This is a genomic window from Nonomuraea muscovyensis, assembly GCF_014207745.1.
Classification (GTDB): Bacteria; Actinomycetota; Actinomycetes; order Streptosporangiales; family Streptosporangiaceae; genus Nonomuraea; species Nonomuraea muscovyensis.
This window is the reverse complement of the sequence record NZ_JACHJB010000001.1, coordinates 949,876-972,815: the sequence shown is the minus strand read 5'-3', so window position 1 is coordinate 972,815 and position 22,940 is coordinate 949,876. Positions and strand designations below refer to the sequence as shown.

The following is a 22,940-nucleotide window of genomic DNA, read 5'->3' as shown; positions in this document are numbered from 1 at the left end:
GGACAGCAAAAACGATCCCGAACTGCCCAGCCGCATATTCGGATATGGGGCGACCGAATACCAGCTCCGGCCCTTGATGGGGAGAAACGCATGAGCGAAGAGCCGACCCGGACCACCGCCTTGATCGACGTCTCCGACCTGCCTCTCGAAGATCTCCGCAATCTCGACAGCGCCCCGCTGCGACGCGTGCTCGAATGCCTGCTCGGAGGGAACGGCGAACCTGTCGCCGGTTTCAATTCCGCGGCCTGAATGGACGCATGTCCCCAAAGATGTGCGGATTTCGTCTGGCGGGCCGGTGAGTGGGATCGGCTCATCGACCAGCTGAGCCGCGGCCACTGCGTGCCCTTCATCGGAGCGGGCGCGTGCACCGGAAGCCTTCCCGACGGCAGAGAGCTCAGCAAGCGGCTCGCCGAGAAGCACAAGTACCCCCTCGATCGGCCCGAGGATCTCATGGAGGTCACCGACTACCTGGTCTGGCACTTCAGCGACGACGTGCCCTACGTCAAGTCGCTGGTCTGCGACGAACTGCGGCAGGGCGAGCCCGATCTGGACGACCCGCTCGAACCGCACAGCCTGCTGGCCGCCCTCCCGCTGCCGATCTACATCACCACTAATTATGATGATTTCCTCTATCGCGCACTGGTTCGTGCGGGTAAATCGCCGAGTGTCGCTATTTGTCCCTGGCATCAGGGGATAGACCACAGCGAGGAACTCCTCAGCAGCGAGGCGGGCTGGAATCCGCGCCCCGAGACCCCGCTCATCTACCATCTGCACGGCAGCCTGCGGCAGCCGCAGTCGATCGTGCTCACCGGCGAGGACTACGAGGAGTTCATCACGAGTCTGGTGGCCGACCAGAGCATCATCCCGCCCGTCATTCGCGGGGCGCTCACGACGAGATCGTTGCTGTTCATCGGCTACGGTATGAGAGATATGACATTTCGTACGATCTTCACCGGTTTGCAGCGCGTCCTGCCCGGGATCGTCCGACGTAGTCATGTGAGCGTGCAGCGGCCTTTGTGCGATCATTCGCTCGGCGGGGGCGGAGCGCAGACCATGCGTTATCTCACGGGCCGCTTCGACCGGAAATGGCGCATTTCCATCTACTGGGGGACGATCGACGAATTCATCGGCGAGCTACGGCGGCGAATGGGACTGGATCATGAGACCCACCGGCATGGTTGAACAGCGGGGAGACCCGTACGTCGGGCCACACCCGTTCGGCGTCCAGGACCGCCACAGGTTCCACGGCCGCGACCGCCAGGCGCACGAGCTGGCCAACCACTGGCAGGCCAACCCGGTGACGATCCTCTGCGGCCCGTCCGGCGTCGGCAAGACCTCCCTGATCCACGCCGGGGTGCTGCCGCTCCTCGACCCCGACTTCATCGACGTGCTGCCGGTCGGCAGCCTGGCGCACGTGGCGGGCGTCCCCGCGGCGGCCCTCGGCGAGGGCCACAATCCGCACGTCCTGGCGGTGCTGGCGTCGTGGTCACCGCACGAGCCGCCGTCCGGTCTCGCCGGGCTGACCATCCGCGCGTTCCTGGAGCGGCGTCCCGCCGGCTACAACCGCTACGGTGATCCGCAGCTCACGCTGGTCGCCGTCGACCAGGCCGAGGACCTGCTGACCGCGCCCGGCGGCGAGCACGCCGCCGGCGACGACTTCCTGCACCAGTTGGGCGACGCCCTGGAGACGTGTCCTGACCTCCGCGTGCTGCTGACCCTCCACGAGGACCAGCTCCCGATGCTGAGCCATCGGGGCAAGCCCTTCAAACAGGCTCTGGAGTACCGGCTGACGGCGCTCGACGCGGACGCCGCGCTCGCGGCGGTCGACGGCCCGCTGCTGGGCACCGGCCGCACGTTCGCGGCCGGCGCCGCCCGCAGGCTGGTGGACGACCTGCTCACCGTGCGGCTCGACACGCCCGACGGCGAGGAGACCCAGCGGCTGGCCCTGGTCGAGCCGCTCCACCTGCAGGTGGTCTGTTCCGCCCTGTGGGCCGCGCTGCCGGCCGGCGAGCGGGTCATCACGGTCGAGCAGGTGAGCGAGCTCGGTGACACCGGCCGCGCCCTCGCCGGTTTCTGCGACCGGATGATCGAGGAGGCGGCCCACGAGGTCTTCCACGGCGAGACCGACCTGCTGCGGACGGCGCTGCGTGGCGCGTTCGTCACCGGGCGAGGCCGTCGCAGGCCGGTCGGGCTGGGCGCGACGGAGACGGCCGGCCTGCCGAACACGGTGATCAGGGCCCTGGTCGACCGGCACATCCTGCGGCTGGAGGAGTATCCGGCGGGCGGCCAGTGCCTGCTGTCCCACGACCACCTCGTGCGCGCCCTCATGCGGGGCGGGGCGGGCAAGCACGCCGACGCCCCTCCCGACCTGGCGGAGCACCGGCGGCGCGCCGAGCTGGCGCTGCGCGAGGGCGACTTCCAGCGGGCCGCGACCTACGCCGAGGTGGCGCTGCGCCACTGCGGGCCGAACATGCGCCGGCGTGCCGAGATCGAGTCCCTGCTCGGGGACATCGCCTACCGCGACGACCGGCTCGCCGGAGCCGTGGAGCACCACAGCCGGGCGGCGGCCCTCCTGCAGGGCGTCGCCGGCGCCGACGCCGAACTGGCCGCACAGCTCCTGGCCATCGGGCGCATCAGGATCCGCCAGGGACATCTCGAACTGGCCCTGAACGAGCTGGAGGCCGCCGCCCGGCGCCGCCCCGGCGACCCCGCGGTCCAGACCCAGCTCGCGCTCGCCCTGTGGGCGGGCGGATCGGCCAACGGAGCCCTGGACCTGCTCGACGAGGTCCTCGGCCGCGAGGGGGACCGGGGCGAGGCGTTGCGCGCGCGCGGCGAGATCCTGGCCGACCTCGGGCGGTCCGAGGCGGCGTTGCGGGATCTCGGCCAGGTGGGACCGCTGTCCTCGCCCTCGGCGCGGGCGGCCTACGCGCTGGCGCTCGCGCTGGCCGGACGGATCGCCGAGGCGATGGAGTGCGTGCCCGCGGCGGAGGGCGAGACGAGCGCCGTCGTGCTGCTGCGGATCGCCCGGGTCCACGAGGCCGCCGGGCGGACGGAGGAGGCGGCCGTCCTGGCCCGCAGGGCGCGGGAGAGCCGGCTGCCGCTGCCCGTCCACCTGGCCGCGGAAGCCGGCCGATTGGGCGGCTTCTAATCAACCGGGTTCGCGCGTTTCAAATCTTGATGATGCACTACTGTTGCCCCGGTGGTTGAGTGCCGCTTATCGCCGGAGCTACCCGAGACTCGCTTCATGCACCCTGCCGGTCCTCAGGAGCGAGGGCCTCTAGAGGTCCTCTCGGCATACGCGGGATTTCGCTGGATATCGGCAGGTTCGGCCGCGTCGATGGTCGGCACGCGGGCGCTGGGCGTCGTCTACCCTCTGCTCGCCGTCCTGGTGACGGAGTCCGTCGCCTGGGCGGGATGGGTGGTTTTCGCCTGGTCGGTGCCTATGTTGCTCTATGTCCCGGCCGGTGCCATGGTCGCCCGATGGAATCCCCGGCGGGTCCTGCTGTGGACGGAGAGCATCCGGGCCCTTTCGATAGCGAGTATCGGTGTCGCGCTGGTGTGGTGGGAGCTCCAGATATGGCACCTTCTCCTCGTCGCCTTTTGTGAAGCGGCCCTCGCCGTCTTTTCGTCGCTGGCGGAAACTACCCTTATTTCCGCAATAGTCGACAAAAAGGATATCGGGGGCGCAATGGCCGTGCACGAGAGCAGCGTGCACGTGGCCGTGCTCGCCGGCCGCCCGATCGGCGGGCTGCTCTTCGGGCTCGGGCCCGCCGCCCCGGTCCTCGCCCATCTCGCCCTCACCGCCGGCTTCCTCTACGCGCTGCGCAGACTGAAACGGCCCGACACGTCCCGGTCGGACCGGTCGCTGCTCGCCGAGATCCACAGCGGGCTGCGGGAGGCGCACGACCACCAGTTCATCCGGGTGGCCACCTGGCTCGTCGCCGCGCTCAACCTCATCGTGCAGGCCCTGCTCATCGTCGTCATCGCCGCCGCCCTGGTGGAGGGCGTGCCGCCCCTGCTCACCGGGCTGGTGCTGGCCGCCAGCGGCGTCGGCGGGATGATCGGCTCGATGGCGGCACCGGGCAGGGAACGCCTGTCCGCCTGGATCGCCGGCAAGACGTCCGGCGTGCCGGTGGTCGAACGGCTCGCCGACGCGGCGGGACTGACCGGCGGGGCACGCTCGACGCTCGTCCTGCACACGTGGCTGTGGGTGTCGGCGTTCGTCCTCGCCGCGAGCATGAGCACGCCGGTGTCCTTCTTCGCCGCGCTGATGCTCATGGGCCTGGGCGGCGGGCTGAGCAACGTGACGATCCGAACGGTGATCGGCCGGCTCGAACACTCCCTCGTCGCCCGGGTCACGGGTGTCCACCGGCTGGTGACCCACGGCGCCTCGGCGCTCGGCCCGCTCGTCGGCACCGCCCTCATCATGACGTTCGGCGTGCGGGCGGCGGTCTTCGTGCTCATGGGGCTGACCCTGGTCATCGCGGTGGTGGTCACGTGGCTGCCGGGGGTGCGCGCCAGCCTGTCGCCCGGACGGGCGGCCGTGGGCGAGGGCGAGCTGCGCGTGGCCGGGGCCCCCTTCGCCGCCGGCCAGCCTGAGTCCGCCGCGCCGGTCGAGTCCGGTGCGGGCGACGGGCTGGGCGAGGTGCCGTTCCAGACGCCGAGGCAGGCCACCGCCTGACCGGCCGGGTGCCGTGATCAGACCGGACGGCGGCCGGTAGCCTGGGGGCGCCGGTGAGCGTACGGACAGGGAGGGGCCGGGGCATGGCGCCGAAGATCGCGACCGCGCGGCGGGTGGAGCTGCCCGAGTTGCTGGAGTTCCTGCGGCTCCGGCACCGGGGCCTGCTGGCGACCGCCCGCGCCGACGGGCGGCCGCAGCTCTCGCCGGTCACCTGCGGCGTCGACGAGGGCGGGCGGATCGTGGTCTCCACCTACCCCGACCGCGCCAAGACGCGCAACGCCCGCCGCGACGAGCGGGCCTCGATCTGCGTGCTTTCCGACGACTGGGACGGCCCGTACGTCCAGGTCGACGGGCGCGCCGAGGTGCTCGACATGCCCGAGGCCGCCGACGCGCTCGTCGAGTACTACCGGTGCATCGCCGGGGAGCACCCCGACTGGGACGAGTACCGGGCCGCCATGCGCCGCCAGGGCAAGTCGCTGATCCGGATCCACGTCGAGCGGTGGGGGCCCATCGCGACCGGTGGGTTCCCGGCCCGGCTGACGGACGGCGGGTGACCCGCCGGTCCCGGCGGGTCCCGTGACCGGGTGAGCGGGCCGGCTCAGGTGTCCGCGATGTGGTTGGCGGCCACGTAGCCGAACGTCATGGCGGGGCCGAGGGTCGAGCCGGCCCCGGCGTAGCTGTGGCCCATCACGGCGCCGCTGGCGTTGCCCGCCGCGTACAGGCCGGGGATGACCGAGCCGTCCGCCCGCAGCACGCGCGCCCGCGCGTCCGTGCGCATGCCACCCTTGGTGCCCAGGTCGCCGGGGACGATCCTGAACGCGTAGAACGGCGGCAGCCAGAGGGGGGCCAGGCAGGGGTTCGGTTTGACGTACGGGTCGGCGTAGTAGCGGTCGTAGACGCTGTCGCCCCGGTGGAAGTCGTCGTCGCGCCCCTTCAGCGCGAAGCCGTTGAAGCGGTTGACGGTGGCGCGCAGGGCCGCCGACGGGACGCCGATCTTCTGCGCGAGCTGCTCGACCGTCGCCGCCCGGAACACGGCTCCGGCGTCGTACCAGGAGTCGGGCAGCGGGAGCAGCGGGGCGACGTCCTTGAACAGGTAGCGGTTGCGGTAGTTCTGGTCGACGATCAGCCAGCACGGGATGTGCGGCGCCGACGGCGTGTTGCGGTCGTACATGACGTGCACCACGTCGCTGTAGGGCGCGCCCTCGTTGACGAAGCGCGCGCCGTTGCCGTTGACCAGGATGCAGCCGGGCAGGGTGCGCTCGGCCAGGCAGAAGTACGGCTCGCCGGGCAGCGGGATGGCCGGGCCCCACCAGGCGTCGTCCATCAGGTCCAGGGCCGCGCCGGCCCGCTCGCCCGCCTCGATGCCGTCGCCGGTGTTCTCCTTGGCGCCGACGGTCCAGCTCGTGCCGATGGGCTGGCGCTGGAACTCCGCGCGCATGGCGGCGCTGTGCTCGAACCCGCCGGAGCCGACGACGACGCCGCGCCGGGCCCGGACCAGGGTCCGGGCGCCGTCGCGGTCCGCCGTCACGCCGGTGACGCGGCCGGACTCGACGTGCAGGTCGAGGAGCGGGGTGTCCAGCCAGACCGGCACGCCGGCCGCCAGCAGCCCGGCGCGCAGTCCCGCGGCCAGGGCCTGGCCCATGGTCAGCGGCTTCTCGCCGCGCAGCGCGGCCGCGGTGCCCCGGGCCAGGCAGGCGGCGCTGACCTCCAGGCCCTTGGGGTTCACCGCGGTCAGCGTCAGCCACTTGTAGTCGGCGCTGAAGACGACCATCCCGGCGGGGGTGGGGATGTAGGCGGGGTTGAGGCGGGCCAGCTCGTCGCCGAGCATCCGGCCGTCGAGCTGGTCGGGCTCGATGCTGCGGCCGTCCGGCATGCCGCCGGGGAACTCCGGATAGTAGTCGGAGTAGCCCTCCATGAAGCGGAACCGCAGCGGGCTGTTGCGCATGACGAACGACAGCATGGCCGGGCCGTTGGCGAGGAAGGCCCGCTGCCGGTCGGCGGGCACCGTGTCGCCGACCACGCGGGCCAGGTAGGCGGCGGCCTTGGCGGGGGTGTCGGGCACGCCGGCGGCGAGGATCACCTCGTTGCACGGGATCCAGATGCCGGCCCCGGATCGGGCTGCCGAGCCGCCGAACGTGGGGGCCTTCTCGATGACGAGGGTGCGCAGTCCGCGCCTGGCGGCGGTGAGCGCGGCGGTCATCCCGGCGGCCCCTGACCCCGCCACGACCACGTCGTACTCGGCCTCGGCGGAGCGGGTGCGGGCCGCGTGGGCGGGCCGGTGGCCGAGCGTCGCGCCCGCGACGAGCGCGCCGCCCGCCAGCGCGGCCCCCTTGATGACGGCCCGGCGGCTGTGCCCCGCACCGGTCTCCCCGGCGGGTGGGGCGGCGGGCGGGACCGTCCGAGGGGGTGGCGGGGGGAGGGCAGGTGCGTCGGCCATGCTGGCATCCCTTCGCGTGCGTGCGCTGCGACGGCGGGCACCCCACCGGCGGCAGCCGGAGGAACGATCGCGCCGGCACCTCGCGCCGGGTGCGACGGCCACGGACGGGGCCGATGCCGACCCCTGACTGATCGCAAGCATGCGCTTGGTTGGTTTAACTGTCAACACACCGCCCGGCCGCACGGCGGACAATGGGAGGCATGCGTAAATACGTGATCATGGGGGTGCAGGGGAGCGGCAAGGGCACGCAGGCGACACTGCTCGCCGGCGACCTGGACCTGACCCACATCAGCGTCGGTGACATCTTCCGCTGGCACGTCAAACAGCACACCAAGCTGGGAGCCCAGGTCAGGCGGCTGGTCGCGGCCGGTGAGCTGGTCGGCGACGACCTGGTGGAGGAGGTGGTCGGCGAGCGGCTGCGGCAGCACGACTGGAACTACGGCTTCGTCATCGACGGCTTCCCGCGCAACCGGCGCCAGGCGGAGTTCTTCCTGGAGAGCTACGACATCGACGGCGTCATCCACCTGGACCTGCCCGACGACGAGGTGCGGCGGCGCGTGCTGGCCCGGCGGCTGTGCTCGCGGTGCGGCATGGACTACAACCTCATCGCGCACCGCCCCGAGGTCGAGGGACGCTGCGACGTGTGCGGGGGCGAGCTCGTCACCCGGGCCGACGACACCCCGGAGGCGCTGGCAAGGCGGTTGCGCGACTACCACGACAAGACCGACCCGGTGCTGGAGCTGTTCCGCGGCAAGGAGTATGTGACGACGATCGACGCCCGCGGCGACAAGGCGAGCATCCAGCGGACCGTCCGCGACCGGCTCGGCCTGCCGCCCTACACGCCCTGAGACGGCCCTTCGGCCTCGGGGGTCAGGACTTCCGGCCCTGTCCTCCGGCGGCGGCCCGCGGTCCGATGGAGGCGGGACAAAGGAGGAACCATGATCGTTGTCGGTGTCGACGGGTCGGTACCCTCGCGGGCCGCGGTCGAATGGGCGGTCGACGATGCTCTGCGTACGCACAAGCCGTTGCGCATCGTGCACGCGGTGGACCGCTCCCCCTACCAGATCGCGAAGTTCCCCGGTGCCGAGTGGCCGGACGCCCTCGTCAAGGCCGGGCAGAAGATCCTGGACGAGGCGCTGGCCGTCGCGCGCGACCGCCAGCCGTCCGTGGACGTCACCACGAAGCTGGAGGACGGCGCGCCGGCCCTCGTGCTCACCGGGCAGGACGCGGCGGCCACCGAGATCGTGGTCGGCAGCCGCGGCCACGGCGGGTTCGCCGGCGCGCTGCTCGGCTCCGTCAGCGGCCACGTCGCGGGCCGGGCCCGCTGCCCCGTCGTGGTCGTGCGAGGCGCCCCGCAGCAGGCCCGCGGTCAGGTCGTGGTGGGTGTGGACGACTCGCAGGAGTCCGAGCCCGCGCTCCGCTACGCCTTCGAGCAGGCGATGCTGCGCGGCGCGACGCTGCGGGCGATCCACGCCTGGCAGCTCCCCGTGCACGCGTTCGCGCCGGAGATCGCCTACGACATGGACGACATCCGGACCGCCCAGTACCAGATCGTCCGGGCCGCGCTCGAACGGTTCGAGAAGGAGTATCCGCAGGTCACCGTGGTCGAGGACATCCAGTCCGGGCACCCCGTGGAGGCGTTGACCAGGGCGTCGGCCGACGGCGACCTGGTCGTCGTGGGCTCCCACGGGCGCGGCGGGCTCGGCGCGATGCTGCTCGGCTCGGTCAGCCGCGGCGTGCTGCACCACGCCCACTGCCCGGTCGCCGTCGTCCGCTCCCGGCCCGAAGGCCCGCAGGACGCGGGGACCTAGGGCCCTGCGGGCGGTGACGTTCGCCGCTGCCGCACCCGTGGCGGCAGCGGCATCGTTGAGGGCGAGAGGAAGGTGGCGGCAATGTCAATCCAGGTCAAGGACGTCATGGGGCGGGTGGCGATCACCGTCACGAAGAACGCGTCGTTCGCCGACATCGTGGCGGCGATGAAGCGGTATGCCGTCGGCGCGGTCACCGTGATCGACGCGGACCGCCGCCCGGTGGGCATCGTGTCGGAGGAGGACCTGCTGCTGAAGGAGACCCTTCCGGCCCGGCGCAGCGTCCCGGTCTTCGAGTCGCGCAGGCGGCGCCAGGAGCACCGGAAGGCGGCGGGCGTGACCGCGGCCGAGCTGATGACCGCTCCGGCGATCACCGTCACCCCCGGCACGTCGGTCCGCGACGCCGCCGAGCTGATGCGCGACAGGCGGATCAAGCAGCTCCCCGTCATCGACCCGGTGACCGGGCGTGCCAGCGGGACGCTGCACCAGCGCGACGTGCTGCGCGTCTTCGCCCGGCCGGCGGCCGAGCTGGAGGCCGAGATCAACGCCCTGCTGCCGGATCCGGCCGCGTTCTGGGTCGAGATCGACGGGGGCGTCGTGAGCATCCGCGGCACCGTCGAGTGGAGCTCCCAGGTCGTCGACCTGGCCGAGGCCATCCGCCGGATCGAGGGCGTCGTGGACGTCGTCACGGACCTGTCCTACGACAAGGAGGACCTGCTGATCGTGCCGCCGCTGCTGTGAGCCCCGCCCGGGCTCCGGTGCCCGGCGGGCCAACCCGCGGGGCACCGGCCACCTCGTCGGCGGTGGGACCACCGAGAGGCCCATCCCCGAAGGTCCCGCCGCCGGCCGGCCGGCCACGTCCGACGTGGCCGGCTTTTCGCCGTCCTCACCCGCGCCGTCCTCGGCTGCGCCGTCTCCGCCTGCGCCGTCCTCACCCGCGCCGTCTCCGCCGGTGGCGTCCCAGCCTTCCCATCTGCCTGGTGATCTGCCTGGGGCCGGGTGCCGGGTGCGCGGGCATGCCGAACGCCCGGGCCGGAAGGCCCGGGCGTTCGCGCGCTGCGGCGATCAGTGCGGCCAGGACCAGTCGCTGATCTCCGGGACGTCCTCGCCGAACTCGCGGGTGTGGGCCCGCGCGTGCAGCCGGGCGTCGCTCATCCGCTGGCGCAGGTGCGCCTGGGCGGTGCCGAGGCCGGGCACCCGGTCGATGACGTCCATGACCAGGTGGTAGCGGTCGATGTCGTTGAGCATCGCCATGTCGAACGGTGTGGTGGTGGTGCCCTCCTCCTTGTAGCCGCGCACGTGCAGGTTGTCGTGGCCGTGGCGGCGGTAGGTGAGTCGGTGGATCAGCCAGGGGTAGCCGTGGAAGTTGAAGATGATCGGCTTGTCGGTGGTGAACAGCGCGTCGAACTCGGCGTCGGACATGCCGTGCGGGTGCTCGGACGGCGGCTGCAGGCGCATCAGGTCGACCACGTTGACGACGCGCACCTTCAGCTCGGGCAGGTGCTCGCGCAGCAGCGCGGCGGCCGCGAGGGTCTCCAGGGTGGGCACGTCACCGGCACAGGCGAGCACCACGTCGGGCTCGCCTCCTTCGTCGGTGCTGGCCCAGGGCAGGATGCCCACGCCGCGGGTGCAGTGCGCGATGGCCTCGTCCATGGGGAACAAGTCGAGCACGGGCTGCTTGCCGGCGACGATGACGTTGACGTAGTCGTGCGAGCGCAGGCAGTGGTCGGCCACCGACAGCAGGGTGTTGGCGTCCGGCGGCAGGTAGACCCGCACCACCGAGGCCTTCTTGTTCACCACCACGTCGAGGAAGCCGGGGTCCTGGTGGCTGAACCCGTTGTGGTCCTGCCGCCACACGTGCGACGACAGCAGATAGTTGAGCGAGGCGACCGGCCGCCGCCACGGGATCTTCTGGGCCGACTCCAGCCACTTGGCGTGCTGGTTGAACATGGCGTCGATGATGTGGATGAACGCCTCGTAGCAGTTGAACAGGCCGTGCCGGCCGGTCAGCAGGTAGCCCTCCAGCCAGCCCTGGCACAGGTGCTCCGACAGCACCTCCATGACCCGCCCGCCGGGGGCGAGGTGCTCGTCTGTGGGCTCGATGCGGGCGTTCCAGGCGCGGTCGGTCACGGAGAAGACGTCCGACAGCCGGTTGGAGGCGGTCTCGTCGGGGCCCATCAGCCGGAACGTGCGCGGGTTGGCCACGACCACGTCGCGCAGCAGGCCGCCGAGCACGCGGGTGGGCTCGCTGGTCTGCGTCGCGGGCGTCTTGATCTCCACGGCGTGCGTGCGGAAGTCGGGCATGCGCAGCGGGGCGAGCAGCTCGCCGCCGTTGGCGTGCGGGTTGGCGCTCATCCGGCGCGGCCCCTCCGGCACCGTCTCCAGCACGGCGGACACGGGCCTGCCGTCGGCGTCGAACAGCTCCTCGGGCCGGTAGGAGCGCATCCACTGCTCCAGCATCGCCAGGTGCTCGGGGTTGTCGCGGACGCCCGACAGCGGCACCTGGTGGGCCCGCCAGGTGCCCTCGACCAGCACCCCGTCCACCTCGTGCGGCCCGGTCCAGCCCTTCGGCGTCCGCAGGATGATCATTGGAAGGCGGTCGGCGCGCCCGGCGCGGTAGGCGGCGATCTCCTCGAACGTCTCGTCCAGGGTCGTCAGCATCTCGCCGTGGTCGGGGCCGACGATGTGGGGGCGGTAGCCGTACCCCTCCATGAGCTTGAGCAGCTCTTCCTCGGGGATGCGGGCCAGCACGGTCGGGTTGGCGATCTTGTAGCCGTTCAGGTGCAGGATCGGCAGCACCACGCCGTCGCGGCGGTGGTCGAGCAGCTTGTTGGAGTGCCAGCTCGCGGCCAGCGGCCCGGTCTCCGCCTCGCCGTCGCCGACGACGCAGGCCACCACCAGGTCCGGGTTGTCGAAGGCGGCGCCGAAGGCGTGCGCCAGCGAATAGCCGAGCTCGCCGCCCTCGTGGATGGAGCCGGGCGTCTCCGGCGCGACGTGGCTGGGGATGCCGCCGGGGAAGGAGAACTGGCGGAACAGCCGCTGCATCCCGGCCCTGTCCTGCGAGACCTCGGGGTACTTCTCGGAGTAGGAGCCCTCAAGCCAGGCGTGCGCCACCGCGGCGGGGCCGCCGTGGCCGGGACCGGCGATGTAGATCATGTCCTGGTCGCGTTCGCGGATGACCCGGTTGAGATGGGCGAAGCAGAAGTTCAGGCCCGGCGTGGTGCCCCAGTGGCCCAGCAGGCGCGGCTTGACGTGCTCGGGCCGGAGCGGCTCCGTCAGCAGCGGGTTGTCCAGCAGGTAGATCTGGCCGACCGACAAGTAGTTCGCCGCCCGCCAGTACGCGTCTATGTGGTCGACGACGCCCATGCGATGTCCTCCCGTGGTTGGGTGCTCAGCTCCCTACTGTCCCCCTACCCCGGATTCCACGCTGCCGGCAGAGGTCATCGCCGGCAGGGCCGAAAGTCCCCGCGGTCGCGTCCGGCGTTCAGGCGCCGCCCCAGACGGGCACGTCGACGACGTCGTCGTGCTTCCAGGTGAGCGTGTCGCGCACCGTCACGACGCCGTCGACGCCGCGGGCCACCCGGGCGAGCGTGATGGCCTCGCTGTGCCGGGTCACGGTCCCGGCCAGGGTCACGACCCCGTCGGCCACCGTGACGTCCAGCGATGCGGGATCGGTCCAGGGGGCGGTGAGCGGGATGCTCCCCACCAGCTCGCGCCTGATGTCCTCGTCGGCGCGGACGAACACCTTGAGCAGGTCGCGACGGCTGACGATGCCGACCAGCCGGCCGCCGGCGTCGACGACGGGCAGTCGCTTGATGCCGTGCCGGTCCATCAGCCGGGCGGCCAGCACGACGGGGGAGTCGGGCGTCGTCACGTACGCCGGGTGGGTCATGAGCTCGCCCGCGGTCTCGCCCATGGCCTTGCGGTGGCCGCTGCCCTCGCTGCTCATCGAGTGGCGGATCCGCGCCCGGAGCGACGGCCGGTAGTCGTCGCCGCGGAAGCGCGCCCTGAACTCCTCCTTGGCCAGCAGGTCGGCCTCGGACACGACGCCCTTGACATGGCCGTCGGAGTCCACGACCGGCAGACCGCTGACGCCCTTGTCGATCAGGAGCTGGGCGACCGCGTGGAAGGAGGCGTCCTGCTCGACCGCCGTCACGTCCGTCGTCATCACGTCCCGGATGGTCATGCTCATGTGGCTGCCCTCCTCCTCGCCGACACTCCCATCGCACCTCGCGGCGGCTCCGGGCCGTAGGGCCGTAAGTCCCCTGCTGACCTGGTCTTTTGTCCGGTCGGCGACAGGTGCGGGCCGCCGCCGCGACCGGGTGCCGTGCCGGGAACGGGCCCTCCAGGGCGCCGGGCCGGGGCCTTAGGTCCCACCGGGGCGGGTCGTACGGCACTGCTGCACCAAGGGCTGGTAAAGGTTTGCTTGAGGTGTGACAAGGACAGTGACACCGCGAGGAGAGGGGGCCGTCATGGCCGCCACGATCAACAAGCCCGCCATCCGCATGCACGCCGCCGCAGCGACCCGCCGTCCCGTCGACTACGTCTGGGCCCTCACCCGGATCGCGATCGGCTGGATCTTCCTGTGGGCCTTCCTCGACAAGACCTTCGGCTGGGGTTTCGCCACTCCGGCGAAGCGGGCCTGGCTCGAAGGCGGCAGCCCCACCACCGGCTTCCTCAAGGGCACGGGCGAGAACGCCCTCGGCGGGTTCTTCGGCGCCCTGGCCGGACAGGCCTGGGTGGACTGGCTGTTCATGGCCGGTCTGCTCGGCGTCGGAGCCGCCCTCGTCCTGGGCGTCGGCACCCGCGTCGCCGCCGCGGCCGGCGGTCTGATGCTGCTCCTCATGTGGGCGGCCGAACTGCCCCTCACCACCAACCCCTTCATGGACGACCACATCGTCTACGCGATCGTGCTGGTCGGGCTGGCCATGGCCAACGCGGGCGCCACTCTCGGACTCGGCAACCTGCCGATCGTCCAGCGCCACGCCCTGCTGAAGTAGCCGCCACCGTGCGGCCGCCGGCGCCCCCACCCCGCTCCCGCGGGGTGGGCATCGCCATGTCCGAGGCACTCCACCACCGGCGCGGGCCGGCCGGCACCGGGCGGGTCAGGTGGCGCGCGTCAGGTGGCGCGGGTCAGGCGGCACGGAAGCTGACCACGGGCCGGCCGTTGACCGTCATCCCGGTGTCGGCCATCGAGTCCACCACCGCCCGCGCGGGCAACCCGACGGCCAGCAGCCGCTGCGCCTTCTTCGCGTTGATCAGGAACGGCAGGCCCACGCCCGCCAGGACGAGCATCGTCCCATCCGTGATCGCCACCGCCATCAGGATTCCGCTTCCCGCACCCACCGCGGCCCTCCACCGGCTCTCCGCCTCGCCGGCGGCACCTTTGACCATAAAAGGTTGGGAGCAGTGGTATTCAGGTGGAATTGCACACCGCTTGATGACTGGTTACCCGTGCGCCGGTGGCGACCAATGTCGGGACGGGCCCGCTCACACCGACCAGGACGCCCGCTCGTTCAGCGCCGACGGGACGAAACCGGCCGTCTGCTTGTACCGGAGCGCGATCTCCTCCAGCTCCTCCCGGGGGACGACGTCCTCGATCTGCTGGAAGCCCTGCGGGGCGCGCTGGTGCGCCAGCGCCAGGACCACCTCGGGGCCGTCCTTGCGATTGGACTTCACGATCTCGGTCGTCGTGGGCCGGCGCAGGCTCTCGTAGAACTCCAGCCCCTTGCCGGTCGCCAGGGCGTAGGCCAGGACCCGGGCGTCGATGACGGCCTGCGTGCCGCCGTTGGAGCCGGTCGGGTACATGGGGTGCGCCGCGTCGCCCAGCAGCGTGACCCGGTCCGTCGACCAGTAGGGCAGCGGGTCGCGGTCCACCATCGGATACTCGTAGACCGCCTCCGCATCTGAGATCAGGGCGGGCACGTCCAACCAGTCGAAGTGCCAGTCGGCCACATGGTGGAAGAATTTCTCCACCTCCACCCGCCGGTTCCAGTCGCCCCGCGGCACGGTCTCGGGCGCCTTGCGCTGGATCGCCCAGTTGATCAGCACGCGGCCGTCGGGCTCCGGCGGGGCGATGGGGTAGATGACGACCCGCTGGGTGTCGTCACCGGCCATCAGCATGGACCGGCCCGTCATGAACGGCTTGGCGTACGTGGTGCCGCGCCAGAGCACCTGCCCGCTCCACAGCGGATCGCCCTCCTCCGGGAAGAGCGCGGCGCGCACGCTGGAGCGGATGCCGTCGGCGCCCACCAGCAGGTCGGCGTCGTGGTCGAGGGTCGTGATGGGCGAGCCCGTCACCACCGAGTCGGGGCCGAGCCGCTCGCGCACCGCCTCCAGCAGCATGAACTGCAGGCGGCCCCGGTGGATCGAGTACTGCGGCCAGTTGTAGCCCGCGGCCACGCCACGCGGCTCCGACCAGATGAGCCGGCCGTACCGGTTGGCGTACGTCAGGTCCGCCGTCGGCACGCCGATCCGCGCCAGCCGGTCACCCAGCCCGAGCTCGGTCAGCTCGCGCACGGCGTGCGGCAGGATGTTGATCCCCACCCCGAGCGGCCGGATCTCCTTGGTCGCCTCGTGCACGACCACATCGGTGATGCCGGCGGCGTGCAGGCTGAGAGCCGTGGTGAGGCCCCCGATCCCGGCTCCGGCGATGACTACGCGCAATGCAGACCTCCTAGACGGCATGAAGATCCTGCACGCTCCCGCCTCGATCTTCAAGACCGCGCAGGGAGCGGAACGATCACACTGCGTGCCGGTCGGGCTCGGGGGACCGGGCCGGGAGGCGGGGGTGTTCGCGTCGCCGGTGGCGGGCCAGGATGGCGCGGGCGGCCACCGCGACGCAGCACGCCCCGAGCAGCAGCCCCCACAGCACGTCCGACAGGAAGTGCATGCCCCGGTACAGGCGGGAGAAGGCGACGATCAACGGCACCGCCACGCCCAGCGTCCACACCAGGGCCCGCGGGGCCGGGCGACGCAGGCGCAGGGCGAGCAGCAGCGCGACCGCGCAGTAGAAGCCGACGGCGGCGCTGACGTGTCCCGAGGGGAAGGAGGAGGTGGGCGGGGCCGGGTCGAGGTGATGCACCGGCGGCCGGTGGCGGGCCACCAGGGCGCTCGTCGCCAGGAAGATGAGCGACTGGCTCCAGACGGCCGCCACCAGGAACGCCGCCTCGTACCAGCGCCGGCGGACCAGGCCGAGGAACACCGCGGTCACGGCCGTCAGGGCCACGACGTACGGGGTGTCGGACAGGCTGGTGCCGATGTCGGTCAGCGTGTTCCACAGGCCGGTGCGCCCGGCGGCCAGGCCGGTGTTCACCGCCGCCTCGCCGGTGGGCAGCGACGTGATCAGCTCACCGGCGCCGTAGGTCACCGCGGTGAGCGCGACGAGCGGTAACAGCAGGGCGGAGGCGTAGTACCTCAGGTGGTCAGTCACGGATCACCCGCACCGACTCCGGCTCGACGCCGTCGCGCGGCGGCGCGGCCGGTCTGCGGCCCGCGTGCCGGCGCCAGGTCTCGAACGCCGCGGTCGTGGCGGCGATCACCGCCATGCCCAGCACGATCCCGCCGAGCACGTCGCTCACCCAGTGCACGGCGAGGGCTACCCGGGTGAAGGACACCGTCACGACGAGGAACGCGGCCACGGTCCAGGCCGGCCGCCTGCCCCACCGCGGCAGCATCGGCAGCAGGGCCAGCACGATCACGCCGGCGCCGAGCGTGACGGTCAGGGCGTGACCCGAGGGGAACGCCTCACCCGGCGCCAGCGCGACGGGGTCGGGCAGGTGGGGCCTGGCCCGGTCCACGACGAGCTTGAGTCCCGCACCGAGCAGCCCGCCCACGGTGATCGTGGTGATCGCCCACAGGGCGAGCCTGGGCGCTCCCCGGCAGGCGAGCCAGCCGGCGAGCACGGCCACGGCGATGCGCCACGGCCACGGCCCGAACACGTCCGTCCAGACGATCATCACCGCCGTGACGTCGGGGTTGGCCAGCGCGTAGGCGTGCAGCGCACGCGCGACGCCGGCGTCCAGGTCGTTCAGCGGCATCCTGGCGACGACGAGCAGCAGCGTGAACGGGATCATCACGAGGGCCACCGCGAAGGACGCGAGGGCCAGCCGCAGTCCCAGGCCGCGGTCCCGGTCGGGGTGTGTGCTCGTCCAGCGAGTGGTGATCATGCGTGGGGCGCGCCCTTTCTCCTCGTGCGGACCGGTCGTGGATCTGGAACCGGCTACCCGGGGGAGAGGCGATCATCCCTCTCCGGTCCGTCACGGGGAGCGCACCGGCGCCGGGCGCGTCGCGCGCCGGGCGCCGCGTCGGGCACCATGGAAGGGTGACGGGAAGCAGCGAAGGGTGACGGGAAGCGCGCACGCCGCCGGCGTGTCCCGGGGTCTCGCGCCGCCCCCTCGGCCCGCGCCGACCCCGCAGCCCGCGCAACCCGAGCAGCCCGCGCAGTCCGTGTCGTTCGCGTCGCTGGTCGAGCTGGTCGCCGGGGGAGGCGTGGCGGTCCTCAGCGGGGCGGGCCTGTCCACGGAGTCCGGCATCCCCGACTACCGGGGCCCCACCGGCCGGGCCCGGCGGGCGGAGCCGATGACGTACCAGCGGTTCGTGGGCAGCGCGCAGGCGCGGCGGCGCTACTGGGCGCGCAGCCACGTCGGGTGGCGGCAGATCGGCCAGGCCCGGCCCAACACCGGGCACCACGCGGTGGCCGAGCTGGAGCGGCACGGCCTGCTCGCCGGGATCGTCACCCAGAACGTCGACGGCCTGCACCAGGCGGCCGGCGCCCGGCGGGTGATCGAGCTGCACGGCGGCCTCGACCGGGTCGCCTGCCTGTCGTGCCGGCGGCGCACCTCCCGCACCGAGCTGGACCACCGCCTGCGCGAGGCCAACCCCGGCTGGGAGGCGAGCGGGCGGATCAACCCCGACGGCGACGCCGTCCTCACCGACGAGCAGGTCGAGGGGTTCCGGGTGGTCGACTGCACCGCGTGCGGCGGGCTGCTCAAGCCCGACGTGGTGTTCTTCGGCGAGAACGTGCCGCGCGACCGGGTCGACGAGTGCTTCGCGCTGGTCGGCGGCGCGCGGGCGCTGCTCGTGCTCGGGTCGTCGCTGGCGGTGCGGTCGGGGCTGCGCTTCGTGACCAGGGCGGCCGCGCTCGGCATCCCGATCGGCATCGTCAACCAGGGGCCGACACGCGGAGACGCCGACGCGGCGGTCACGCTGGACGCCCCGCTCGGCGACACTCTCGGGGCTCTCGCCGCGCGGCTGACCGGCCGCTGAGCACATCGCCTCGTGATCCTTGATCATGCTCCGGTACGGCCATAGCCTCTTCTCGCGGGTGATCCCGTTGTGCTGAGAATGTCCGAGACGGGGAGGATCCATGGCGTGCACGCCGAGCAGGTTCCCGCTCACGCTGGCCGTTGCCGCCGCCGGCGGCCTGGCCGTCTCCTCGCCCGCTTCGGCCTCCCACGCCTCCCACGCCGCCGAGGTCGAGCGGCGCGCCGTGGCGGCGTCGTGCCCGCTGGTGTTCGGGCACGGCGGCTACCCGGCCCAGCCCGACGCCACCGCCAAGGACCAGATCCGCCAGGCCAACAACCCCAGCGCCGTCGACGACATGAAGTCCTGGGGCGCTGACGGCGTCGAAGCCGACGTCCAGCTCACCAGGGACGGCACCAAGGCCGTGATGTGGCACAACGTCACCAGCAACGGCCTGACCGGCGCCAAGAAGAAGATCACCGAGCTGTGGTGGGCCAGGGGGGCGGGCGCGCTCAAGGCGCGGCGCATCGACCGCGGTCCGTACCAGGGCGAGAAGGTCCACACGCTGCGCGCCTGGCTGAAGCACGTCGGCTCCACCGGTCTGATCGCCCTCCTGGAGATCAAGCCCCAGACGAAGAGCATCCTCGCCTCCTCCGCCCATGGGGCGCGGGCCTGGAAGGAGATCTCCGACCCGATCCGCGAGCGGCAGGGCTCGCAGCGGATCCTCGTCTACTCGACCGACCCCTGGATCCAGGCCGAGCTGGGCAGGCGCCATCCGTCGATGCTCAAGGGCTCGGCCGCCAGGTGGGCCGACAGCGCGGCCTGGGACGAGCCGCCTCCGGCGTGGAGCGCCAACGCGACCCGGTGGGAGAGCGTCCTCACCGAGTCGCCGCCGAGCATCATGACCAACTACACCCGGGACTACCGGCGGTGGTTGAACGGCAAGTGCACCTGACCCGCCGCTTCTGACCCGCCGCTCCTGACCCGGCGCCGTGCCTGGCCCGCCGCAGTCCCCGACCCTGACCGCCCTGGACCGGCGTGACCCCCTATACGCCGACTGTGCGCCCTTTACAAGATCTTGTCATGCCCTGGTGGCGGTGTTACCTCTTGCGGGTACCGCGCGGGACCCGCGCGCACCCCCTGAGCAGGAGGACAGGTGTCGACCAAACCCTGGTTACGCAGCGCTGTCATCGCCGTCGCCATGACGGCGGCGGTTCTGCCCATCACCGGCGCCGCCCAGGCCGAGCCCGGCGGGACGGCCCCGGTGGTCCACGACTTCCAGGCCGAGGAGCACGGCAAGCCCGATCTGGACAACCGGCGGGGCAGCGTCCCGCCGCCCGCCGGGATCAACGCGCGCAGCGCGGGACCGGCCGCCCGCGTCCGTTGGAACGCTCTCGGCACCCCCGCCGTCGTCACCGGCGCCGAGCCCCTGGCCGAGGGCCTGGGCGCCGATCCGGAGCAGGCGGCCAGGGCCTACCTCAAGGCCCACGAGACCCTGTTCGGCCTGTCCGCCCAGGCCGTGGACGCCCTGGAGCGGGTCGCCGTCAACCCCATCGGCGACGGCCACGCCGTCCTGCTGCGCCAGCGCTTCGGCGACCTGCCGGCCGGCGTGGACGGGCTCGTCAGCGTCGGCGTGCTCGGCGGCACGGTCCGGCACGTCACCTCGTCGCTGTCCCGCGAGACCGGCGCGCCTCCGGCCGCCCGGCTCACCGAGCAGCAGGCCCTGGAGGTCGCGGCCCGCGACGGCGGCATCGACCTCGCCAAGGCCGTCACCAAGAAGGTCACCGCCGTGGCCGTGCCCGCGCCCGACGGCGTGCACAGCGCGTACCAGGTGGTCGTCATCGGCGGCGAGGACGGCGCGGCCGCCGGCTACACCACGCACGTGGACGCCGTCAGCGGCGCCATCCTGGTCCGCGAGAACCTCGTCGACCACTTCGACCCGGACAACCCGCACTGGGAGGCGTTCCCGGCCAACCCGCCGGCCGACTACTCCTCGGCTGACACCCGCAGGACGTGGTGCGCCACCGCCGGCCCCGGCTGCGACTACGTGGTCGGCGGCGACCCGGCCACCGGCAAGGCCTGGGACGTGGACCACGCCACCGGCGTGTCCACGCACACCAGCCTCGGCAACGCGGCGCGCACGTTCGAGAACCGGGCCAGCGGAGACCCGTTCACGGTCGGCACCCGCAGCAACGTGCTCACGCCCAGCCGCGACTACGCCTACCCGTGGCGCAACATCTGGCACACGTCCAAGTGCGACCCCGCGACCTTCGACCAGGAGGGCGAGGCGGACCTGGAGGCGGCGATCACCAACCTGCACGCCATGCACAACCGCATGCACGACTGGTCGTACCGGCTCGGCTTCACCGAGACGGCCTGGAACATGCAGGCCGACAACGGCGACCGGGGCGGTCTCGGGGGCGACCCCGAGCAGGGCAACGCGCAGGCCGGCGCCCGCGTGCTGTCCGTCCGCGACAACGCCAACCAGATCACCGGCCCCGACGGGGTCGCGCCGATCACCAACATGTACCTGTGGCAGCCGATCGCGGGCGCGTTCTACTCCCCGTGCGTGGACGGCGACTACGACATGTCGGTCATCGGCCACGAGTACACCCACGCCATCTCCGGCCGCATGATCGGCGGCCCGAACGCCGGCTGGAGCGGCGCCCAGGCCGGGGCCATGAACGAGAGCACCTCCGACCTGTTCGCCATGGAGTACCTGGGCGAGTACGGTTTCCGCCCGGCCGGCGTCACCCCGTACGTGACCGGGGGCTACGTCACCGGCGACCACGAGCGCGGCATCCGCAACTACGACATGTCCAGGTCGCCGCTGAACTACAGCGACATCGCCTACGACATCGTCGGCCAGCAGGTCCACGCCGACGGTGAGATCTGGTCGGCCACGCAGTTCGACGTGCGGCAGGCGTTCGTCAAGAAGTACGGCAAGGGCACGGCCAAGCAGCAGAAGGCCTGCGCCGACGGCCAGACGCCGGTCGCCGACTGCCCGGGCAACCGGCGCTGGGCGCAGCTGTCGTTCGACGCGCTGCTCCTGATGGCCTCGGGCGCGGTGAGCTACGTCGACCACCGCGACGCGCTGCTCGCCGCTGACGTGATCCGCTTCGGCGGGGCGAACCAGGGCATCATGTGGCGGGCGTTCGCCGAGCACGGCCTCGGGGAGGGCGCGGCCAGCAACGGCCCGAACGACCCCGACCCGGCGCCCAGCTTCGTCAACCCGGCCGGCAAGAACGGCTCGCTGCAGCTCAAGCCGCTCGGCGAGGCCAAGGGCGCGGCGCTGCGGCTGTACGTGGGCGACTACGAGGGGCGCGTGGTCCCGGTCGCCGACACCGACCCGGCGACGGACCTGGGCGACACCGTGGAGATGACGCCCGGCCTGTACGACTTCGTCGTCGCGGGCAACGGCTTCGGCCACACGCGGCTGAAGTTCGCGGTGGCGCCCGGGGTCAAGCTGCCGCTCCCGCTGCCGCTGACCCGCAACCACGCCTCGGCCACGGCCGGCGCGGCGGCCTCCGGCGACGGCGTCAACCACGCCAAGCTGATCGACGAGACCGAGGCCACCAACTGGGCCTCGCTCACCGGCGCCCCGGCCGGCAAGTCGGTCACCGTGGACCTGGCGGGAGACGAGCCCGTCAAGATCCGCAGGGTGCAGGTGAGCGCCATGCTCCGGCCGAACACGGGCGACCCGGCCGATCCGGGTGGCCAGAACCGTTTCTCGGCGCTGCGCTCGTTCGAGGTGCTGGCCTGCAGCTCCGGCTGCTCCGACCCGGCGAACTTCACGAAGGTCTACACCAGCCCGAAGGACGCCTTCAAGGCCGCGTTGCCCCGTCCGCGGGGCGCCGACCTGCTGATCAGGTCGTTCCGCGTCCCCACCACCACCGCGACGCACCTGATGCTGCGTGCGGTGACCACCCAGTGCACCGGCAACCCGCTGTACGCCGGTGAGCAGGACAACGACCCGAACTCCGCGACGGACTGCGCCACGGCCAGCCCGCAGCGGGACCAGGTCCGGGCCGCGGAGTTCCAGGCGTACTCGCACTGATCCTCCGCCGGACACCGGCGCGCCCCCTCCCGCCGTGCGAGAGGGGGCGCGCCTCGTGCGAGATCAGGCGTGAGCCTTGACCAGCAGGTCCTCCCCCGGGGGAGTGCCGCACGAGGGGCCGTTCGGCCCCCCGACGCGCACGGAGTCGAAGAAGTCGCGGTAGGTGATGAAGAAGTTGCCCTTCCCGCCGGGCGACGTGACGGCCGAGCAGCCCTGGTAGCCGGCCTCGGAGTAGAGGTGGATGAGGGATCCGGTCCGGTTCCAGTCGGACTTGGCCCGGTCGGCCATGTTCAGCGCTGCCAGGTCGGGGGTACTGGCCTGGATCTCGATCATGTCACCGGTGCCGTCCAGCCCGGAGAACATGCAGTAGTAGCCTGCGCGGCAACGGTCGTAGCCGTCCGCCGCCTGCGCCGGGATGGCCGGTGCGAGCGCGAGCGCGAAGGCCACCGTCGGTAACGCCAGCATCTGAAGCTTCTTGCCCATAGCCTCTCCAAGGGTGAAACTTTTCTTCGGCGATGAGCCGAACATACACGCTTCGATCTTGCTGGGGAAGGGGCCGGGCCGTCGCGTCACGGCGGCCGCCGCGCGCGAAGAACGCGGCCAGAGGCGGCGCGGCGCGCCAACGCGCCCCCTTGCCGTCGCGCCGCGCCGCCGGTCGTCGTGCTGAGTGAGGGCGGCGAGGGGCTGGTCGAGAGAGCATCCCGGCCGCCGCCG

Annotated in this window: 20 protein-coding genes; 12 read left to right on the top strand and 8 right to left on the bottom strand. The window is 72.2% G+C overall.

Features of this window, described 5'->3' with window-relative positions:
* Positions 1–90: 90 nt before the first annotated feature.
* From fxsA to FHU36_RS04600, 5 genes are all read left to right on the top strand, one after another.
* Positions 91–249 (top strand): FxSxx-COOH cyclophane-containing RiPP peptide, encoded by a 159-nt coding sequence (gene fxsA / locus FHU36_RS04620; RefSeq protein ID WP_185082544.1) that lies wholly within the window; start codon positions 91–93, stop codon positions 247–249.
* Complete coding sequence (locus tag FHU36_RS04615) at positions 250–1,182, top strand: SIR2 family NAD-dependent protein deacylase (protein ID WP_185082543.1); 933 nt, start codon at positions 250–252, stop codon at positions 1,180–1,182.
* Positions 1,175–3,148 (top strand): tetratricopeptide repeat protein, encoded by a 1,974-nt coding sequence (locus FHU36_RS04610; RefSeq protein ID WP_185082542.1) that lies wholly within the window; start codon positions 1,175–1,177, stop codon positions 3,146–3,148. The genes FHU36_RS04615 and FHU36_RS04610 overlap by 8 nt, the downstream gene beginning before the upstream one ends.
* A gap of 96 nt (positions 3,149–3,244) precedes the next feature.
* Complete coding sequence (locus FHU36_RS04605) at positions 3,245–4,681, top strand: MFS transporter (RefSeq protein ID WP_281394153.1); 1,437 nt, start codon at positions 3,245–3,247, stop codon at positions 4,679–4,681.
* Positions 4,682–4,764: 83 nt separating this feature from the next.
* Positions 4,765–5,235 (top strand): PPOX class F420-dependent oxidoreductase, encoded by a 471-nt coding sequence (locus FHU36_RS04600; RefSeq protein ID WP_185082540.1) that lies wholly within the window; start codon positions 4,765–4,767, stop codon positions 5,233–5,235.
* A 44-nt stretch (positions 5,236–5,279) separates the two neighbouring features.
* Here the strand turns inward: FHU36_RS04600 and kstD are convergent, their stop codons facing one another.
* Positions 5,280–7,118: a 3-oxosteroid 1-dehydrogenase gene (kstD, locus tag FHU36_RS04595; RefSeq protein ID WP_185082539.1), complete on the bottom strand. Its 1,839-nt coding sequence runs from the start codon at positions 7,116–7,118 to the stop codon at positions 5,280–5,282.
* 200 nt (positions 7,119–7,318) lie between these two features.
* On the opposite strand from kstD, the gene FHU36_RS04590 reads away from it, so the two are divergent.
* The 3 genes from FHU36_RS04590 (at position 7,319) to FHU36_RS04580 (ending at position 9,667) form a co-directional block, all read left to right on the top strand.
* Positions 7,319–7,966: an adenylate kinase family protein gene (locus tag FHU36_RS04590; protein ID WP_185082538.1), complete on the top strand. Its 648-nt coding sequence runs from the start codon at positions 7,319–7,321 to the stop codon at positions 7,964–7,966.
* Positions 7,967–8,056: 90 nt separating this feature from the next.
* On the top strand, positions 8,057–8,929 hold the full coding sequence (locus FHU36_RS04585) for a universal stress protein (protein WP_185082537.1): 873 nt from the start codon (positions 8,057–8,059) through the stop codon (positions 8,927–8,929).
* Between the two features lie 81 nt (positions 8,930–9,010).
* On the top strand, positions 9,011–9,667 hold the full coding sequence (locus tag FHU36_RS04580; RefSeq protein ID WP_185082536.1) for a CBS domain-containing protein: 657 nt from the start codon (positions 9,011–9,013) through the stop codon (positions 9,665–9,667).
* Between the two features lie 324 nt (positions 9,668–9,991).
* Here the strand turns inward: FHU36_RS04580 and FHU36_RS04575 are convergent, their stop codons facing one another.
* Together FHU36_RS04575 and FHU36_RS04570 are read right to left on the bottom strand one after the other, a co-directional pair.
* Positions 9,992–12,292 (bottom strand): phosphoketolase family protein, encoded by a 2,301-nt coding sequence (locus tag FHU36_RS04575; protein ID WP_185082535.1) that lies wholly within the window; start codon positions 12,290–12,292, stop codon positions 9,992–9,994.
* Positions 12,293–12,410: 118 nt separating this feature from the next.
* Positions 12,411–13,118 (bottom strand): CBS domain-containing protein, encoded by a 708-nt coding sequence (locus FHU36_RS04570; protein WP_185082534.1) that lies wholly within the window; start codon positions 13,116–13,118, stop codon positions 12,411–12,413.
* Between the two features lie 280 nt (positions 13,119–13,398).
* On the opposite strand from FHU36_RS04570, the gene FHU36_RS04565 reads away from it, so the two are divergent.
* The gene (locus FHU36_RS04565; RefSeq protein ID WP_185082533.1) at positions 13,399–13,926 is read left to right on the top strand and encodes a DoxX family membrane protein; all 528 of its coding nucleotides are present in this window, start codon (positions 13,399–13,401) and stop codon (positions 13,924–13,926) included.
* 133 nt (positions 13,927–14,059) lie between these two features.
* Here the strand turns inward: FHU36_RS04565 and FHU36_RS04560 are convergent, their stop codons facing one another.
* From FHU36_RS04560 to FHU36_RS04545, 4 genes are all read right to left on the bottom strand, one after another.
* Positions 14,060–14,242, bottom strand: coding sequence for a hypothetical protein (locus FHU36_RS04560; protein WP_185082532.1), 183 nt, complete (start codon positions 14,240–14,242; stop codon positions 14,060–14,062).
* A 174-nt stretch (positions 14,243–14,416) separates the two neighbouring features.
* On the bottom strand, positions 14,417–15,592 hold the full coding sequence (locus FHU36_RS04555; RefSeq protein WP_185082531.1) for a flavin-dependent oxidoreductase: 1,176 nt from the start codon (positions 15,590–15,592) through the stop codon (positions 14,417–14,419).
* A 76-nt stretch (positions 15,593–15,668) separates the two neighbouring features.
* Positions 15,669–16,358 carry a phosphatase PAP2 family protein gene (locus tag FHU36_RS46200; RefSeq protein ID WP_185082530.1) on the bottom strand — a complete coding sequence of 230 codons (690 nt, stop codon included), beginning with the start codon at positions 16,356–16,358 and terminating at the stop codon, positions 15,669–15,671.
* Positions 16,351–17,094, bottom strand: a complete 744-nt coding sequence (locus FHU36_RS04545; RefSeq protein WP_185082529.1) for a phosphatase PAP2 family protein — start codon at positions 17,092–17,094, stop codon at positions 16,351–16,353. The genes FHU36_RS46200 and FHU36_RS04545 overlap by 8 nt, the downstream gene beginning before the upstream one ends.
* A 295-nt stretch (positions 17,095–17,389) precedes the next feature.
* On the opposite strand from FHU36_RS04545, the gene FHU36_RS04540 reads away from it, so the two are divergent.
* The 3 genes from FHU36_RS04540 to FHU36_RS04530 all read left to right on the top strand — a co-directional run bounded on the left by FHU36_RS04540 (position 17,390) and on the right by FHU36_RS04530 (position 22,226).
* Positions 17,390–18,193, top strand: coding sequence for an NAD-dependent protein deacetylase (locus tag FHU36_RS04540; protein ID WP_221496038.1), 804 nt, complete (start codon positions 17,390–17,392; stop codon positions 18,191–18,193).
* 100 nt (positions 18,194–18,293) lie between these two features.
* Positions 18,294–19,124 (top strand): glycerophosphodiester phosphodiesterase, encoded by an 831-nt coding sequence (locus FHU36_RS04535; RefSeq protein ID WP_185082528.1) that lies wholly within the window; start codon positions 18,294–18,296, stop codon positions 19,122–19,124.
* 201 nt (positions 19,125–19,325) lie between these two features.
* Positions 19,326–22,226, top strand: a complete 2,901-nt coding sequence (locus FHU36_RS04530; protein WP_312891431.1) for a M36 family metallopeptidase — start codon at positions 19,326–19,328, stop codon at positions 22,224–22,226.
* Positions 22,227–22,289: 63 nt separating this feature from the next.
* On the opposite strand, the gene FHU36_RS04525 is transcribed toward FHU36_RS04530, so the two are convergent.
* Positions 22,290–22,709: a peptidase inhibitor family I36 protein gene (locus FHU36_RS04525; RefSeq protein WP_185082527.1), complete on the bottom strand. Its 420-nt coding sequence runs from the start codon at positions 22,707–22,709 to the stop codon at positions 22,290–22,292.
* Positions 22,710–22,940 lie beyond the last annotated feature (231 nt).

Bases quoted from the DNA above. Each gene is read 5' to 3' on its own strand.
- fxsA (WP_185082544.1), top strand. From the start codon at position 91: ATGAGCGAAGAGCCGACCCGGACCACCGCCTTGATCGACGTCTCCGAC.
- FHU36_RS04615 (WP_185082543.1), top strand. From the start codon at position 250: ATGGACGCATGTCCCCAAAGATGTGCGGATTTCGTCTGGCGGGCCGGT.
- FHU36_RS04610 (WP_185082542.1), top strand. From the start codon at position 1,175: ATGGTTGAACAGCGGGGAGACCCGTACGTCGGGCCACACCCGTTCGGC.
- FHU36_RS04605 (WP_281394153.1), top strand. From the start codon at position 3,245: ATGCACCCTGCCGGTCCTCAGGAGCGAGGGCCTCTAGAGGTCCTCTCG.
- FHU36_RS04600 (WP_185082540.1), top strand. From the start codon at position 4,765: ATGGCGCCGAAGATCGCGACCGCGCGGCGGGTGGAGCTGCCCGAGTTG.
- kstD (WP_185082539.1), bottom strand. From the start codon at position 7,118: ATGGCCGACGCACCTGCCCTCCCCCCGCCACCCCCTCGGACGGTCCCG.
- FHU36_RS04590 (WP_185082538.1), top strand. From the start codon at position 7,319: ATGCGTAAATACGTGATCATGGGGGTGCAGGGGAGCGGCAAGGGCACG.
- FHU36_RS04585 (WP_185082537.1), top strand. From the start codon at position 8,057: ATGATCGTTGTCGGTGTCGACGGGTCGGTACCCTCGCGGGCCGCGGTC.
- FHU36_RS04580 (WP_185082536.1), top strand. From the start codon at position 9,011: ATGTCAATCCAGGTCAAGGACGTCATGGGGCGGGTGGCGATCACCGTC.
- FHU36_RS04575 (WP_185082535.1), bottom strand. From the start codon at position 12,292: ATGGGCGTCGTCGACCACATAGACGCGTACTGGCGGGCGGCGAACTAC.
- FHU36_RS04570 (WP_185082534.1), bottom strand. From the start codon at position 13,118: ATGAGCATGACCATCCGGGACGTGATGACGACGGACGTGACGGCGGTC.
- FHU36_RS04565 (WP_185082533.1), top strand. From the start codon at position 13,399: ATGGCCGCCACGATCAACAAGCCCGCCATCCGCATGCACGCCGCCGCA.
- FHU36_RS04545 (WP_185082529.1), bottom strand. From the start codon at position 17,094: ATGATCACCACTCGCTGGACGAGCACACACCCCGACCGGGACCGCGGC.
- FHU36_RS04535 (WP_185082528.1), top strand. From the start codon at position 18,294: ATGGCGTGCACGCCGAGCAGGTTCCCGCTCACGCTGGCCGTTGCCGCC.
- FHU36_RS04525 (WP_185082527.1), bottom strand. From the start codon at position 22,709: ATGGGCAAGAAGCTTCAGATGCTGGCGTTACCGACGGTGGCCTTCGCG.